Source organism: Actinomadura sp. 7K534 (assembly GCF_004348575.1).
GTDB classification, from domain to species: Bacteria; Actinomycetota; Actinomycetes; order Streptosporangiales; family Streptosporangiaceae; genus Spirillospora; species Spirillospora livida.
Genome location: NZ_SMKB01000395.1, coordinates 1 through 3,709, shown reverse-complemented (window position 1 = coordinate 3,709; position 3,709 = coordinate 1). Strand labels below are relative to the sequence as shown.

3 protein-coding genes are annotated in these 3,709 nt (G+C 73.3%); all 3 read right to left on the bottom strand.

What is annotated here, in order from left to right:
* A partial coding sequence (locus E1266_RS36170) for a DUF3054 family protein (RefSeq protein ID WP_132054938.1) occupies nt 1-151 on the bottom strand: 151 nt, incomplete at its 3' end.
* A 201-nt stretch (nt 152-352) separates the two neighbouring features.
* Nucleotides 353-1,711: an FAD-binding monooxygenase gene (locus tag E1266_RS36165; RefSeq protein WP_207946132.1), complete on the bottom strand. Its 1,359-nt coding sequence runs from the start codon at nt 1,709-1,711 to the stop codon at nt 353-355.
* A gap of 66 nt (nt 1,712-1,777) precedes the next feature.
* On the bottom strand, nt 1,778-3,709 hold a 1,932-nt coding region (locus tag E1266_RS36160; RefSeq protein ID WP_207946131.1), incomplete at its 5' end, for an ATP-binding protein.

The following is a 3,709-nucleotide window of genomic DNA, read 5'->3' as shown; positions in this document are numbered from 1 at the left end:
GCACCCACCCGGCCCCCAGAGCGACGAGAAACGGCCAGACCGTCCCGAGATACCCAGTAAGGGACGCAGCCCCCTCATGCGTGGCACGCCCGATGGCAACGAACACGAGCACGCAGCAAACATCCAGCAACCCCGCCACGCCAGTTCGCATATTCACAGCGTATTGCCCAGGGGGAGCGACCCTGGAACCCCCCATTGCGCACGGGGCGCCGTTTCCCGATCCGCTGGCGCGTCTCGTGAAACGGCGCCGCGTGCGTCGGGTCGTGCGACCTCCGGCGCTTGGGGCGCCTCCGGCCGCACGACCCGTGAGGTGATCATTCAGGTAGGTGGGCGTGGCGGTGCAATGGAAGCTTCAAGCAGTGGCGTGCTCTTCCCTGGCGACAGTGCCCGCGACCGGACCGCGACCGCCGGGTAGGAGGGCACGTGCCAGGACCGCGGGGCGCATGAGCGCCGTCGGCGGGTCTAGGAGGCCGACGACCCGGAAGAATTGCTCCCCTACCCCCGCATCGTGGGCTGCGGCAGCCTGGACGCGGTCCACGTAGGCGTTCATGATCTTGATGGCGGGGCTGCGGCGGCCCTCCACCTCCGGCAGGGACAGGTCCGCCGCGACCGCCATGCGCCAGGGGTCGTCGAGCGTCTTCGCGACCGCCCGGAAGTACCGCCGGGCCAGGCCGTGCGGACCCTCCCGCATGGAGCGGCGCAGTGCCTCGGCCTCCAGGCCGGCCACCGTCATGCCCTGGGCGTAGATCGGGTTGAAGCTGCACAGGGCGTCGCCGGTGACCACGAGCCCTTCGGGCAGGTTCCGTACCTTCTCATAGCGGACGCGCAGGTCCGACGAGTACCGGTGCGTGGCGATGCCGCCGAGCGGCTCGGCCGTGCGGATCGCCTCGTAGACGTCCGGCGGCGCGAGTTCCCGCGCGAAGGCGAGGAAACCGTCGTCGTCGGCCGGCGGACGCCGGTTCAGCCCGGCGACGGTCAGCAGGTACCGGTCGCCTTCGACGGCGACCAGCGCCATGCCCGCCGACCGCCCCGGCCGCGGTCCCACGACGACGGCCCTGCCGATCCGCGCGGCGAGCGCCGGACGGATCGGGCGCGAGGCGTAGCCGACACCAATGTTGATCTCTTCGCGGGGCACGGGACCGTACCCGAGCCGCTCCAGCCAGTACCGGGTGCGGCCGGCGCGTCCCATCGCGTCGACGACGAGGTCGGCGCGGAGTTCCTCGGCGGCGCCGCCGACGCTCCTCGGCATGACCTGCACGCCGGTGATCCGGCCCGGCCCGCCGCTGAGCAGCCCGACGACGTCCCGCCCGCAGGCGAACCGCACGCCGGGGAGCGCCGCGACCCGCTCGCGGACGGCCCGCTCCAGGAACGGGCGGCTCGCCTGGATCGCCCGTTCCGTACCGGCCCGCCGCAGGAGCGTGCGGCCGCCCATGACGAACCGGTGGTCGGTCCCCGGGTCGGCGACGACCGCGCCGCCGTCGACCAGCTCCCGTTCCAGGCCGGGGAAGAAGTCCTCCAGGGTCCGCTGCCCGCGCGGCAGCAGGACGTGGGCGTGCCTGCCCTGCGGGACGCCTTTGCGCGCCTCCCTGGTCAAGGCGCCGTCGCGCTCCATGATCGTGACCCGCTCGTACGCCCCGGTCAGGGCCCGCGCGGCGAGCAGTCCCGCCATGCCGGCGCCCAGGACCACCGCGTGCTCTCCGATGACTCGCATCTCGTGCCTCCCGATGTCGGTCGATGAGGCGACGATGCGGCGGGCCGCTGTCCACCCGCCAGGCCACTAGCCGTCCACTCGGTGGCCGTTTCCTCCGTAGAGCTCGCGTTCCCAGAGCCATCCGGCGATCCGCTCGACGGCCCGGTTGCGGTGCCGCCGGTAGGTGCTGAACGGCAGCCCGAGCATCTCGGCGGCGCGTTCCTGTGTCGGGGCCGGGCGGAGGAACGTCCGGTCGGCGACTCGGTGCAGCGATTCCTCGCGGGGGTCGTCCCGCAGCGTCGCGGCGGCCTCCTCGATGAGCCCGCGCAGCTCCCCGGCGGGGTCGTCGGCCCCGCGCACGAGCCGGGACCGCAGCAGGGGGTTGCCGGCGAGCCGGTCGGCGCGGTGCAGGTCGCGCAGCGCGGCGCGGACGGCGTCGGCGAACTCCGGTTGCGACAACACCAGTTCGGGTGGGCCGGCCGCGGTGACGGGGGCTCCGAGTTCGCGTTCGGCCGTCAGCGCGAGCCACTCGTCGACGCCGAGGACCCGCCAGTCGTGGGCGTACACGTCGTAGCGGTGCCCGCCGATCCGGAAGGCCGCCTCGGGCGCGTGGTGGAAGTCGAAGAAGGACAGCAGCGGGTCCCAGTACTCGCGCTCCGAGGGGACGGCAACGAGGTCCCACGCCTTGCGCGCCCCGGTGATGATCTCCTGCCCGTGCCAGAGCCGGATCATGGTCTCGGACCGGGTGGGCCGCGCGCCCGGCTCGGTGTCCACGAAGAACCGCCAGGCCATGACGCTCTCCCCGGGCCGCGGCGGCCCGTGCCGCAGCACGTGCTCCCACATCGCCCGCGCGCCCGGATCGTCCCCGATGCCGTCCTCGCTCAGCTCCACGTACGCCGCGGCCCCGAACGGTTCGCCCGTCCCGTCCCGGAACACCCCGAACGCCGCGGGCTGCCGCTCGATCCACCGCGCCGCGCAGGCGGCCTGTGCCTCGCCCTGCAGCTCGCGGGTCATGGCGAGCACGGTCTCGGCGTCGCCGGGCCGCAGCCCGGTGGCGGACAGCTGCCCGAGCCCGGTGAGCCGCCAGTACCCCTTGACGATGGGGTGGTCCCTGCTGAGGAACATGATGTCCGCGACGGTCTGGTGCCTGACGCGCTCGTCGTCGGCGGACCTCCGCGCCCGCTCGACGAAGTGGCCCCGCAGCCGCCGGTGCAGCCCCGCGTACCCGTCCGGGTCGCGCCAGCGCAGATCGGCGTCCAGGATGTCCCGCACCACGTCGTGCGGGAACAGCCCGAACTCCCGCTCCTCGACGAACGACAGGGTTCTCAGCCAGTGGAAGAGCGTCCCGGCGTCGTCGCCGAGCATGCCTCGGAGCAGTTCCTCGGTCGTGAACCGCGCGTGCGCACAGATCTGGAGTGCCTCCGCGTGCCGGGGGCCGGGCACCTGGTCGACGAGCCGAGCCAGCAGCGCCCGAACGATGTCGGGCGCCGCGCGAAGCGCCCCGGGCACCTCCTCCTGCCGCTGCACCATGTCCACGAGCAGCGCAAGGGTGAGCGGATGCCCGTGCGCGAGCTCCAGCATCCGCTCGTGCAGCTCTCCCGGGACGCCTTCAACGGAGAGATAGTCCCTGGTCTCCGACGGACTGAGGTTGCGCACGGACACCACACGCAGCAACTCGTGCCAACCGGCGTCGGCGATCCACCGGGCCGAGGGCGCGTCCCGTCCGGCGAGCACGACGACGGTGTCGGCGGGCAGCCCCGGAACGAACTGCTCCCGGATCCAGTCGTCGAGCGGAGCGAGCATCTCGTAGGTGTCGACGAGCACCGCGTACCGCCCCGCCCCCAGCGCCTCCACGGCCCGCAGAAAGGCCGACGCCTCGGGCGTGAGGGCCCGCGCGTCCACGAGCACCGGAGTGACCCCGGCCTGCCGCGCGGCCTCCGCCATCTCCCCGAGCAGCGCACTCTTGCCGACCCCACCGGGCCCATGCATGAAGAGAACGGCGAACGCCCCGTCCGAGAG

What these genes read in the sequence shown, in the direction of transcription:
- E1266_RS36165 (WP_207946132.1), bottom strand. Translation starts at nt 1,711, where the DNA reads ATGCGAGTCATCGGAGAGCACGCGGTGGTCCTGGGCGCCGGCATGGCG.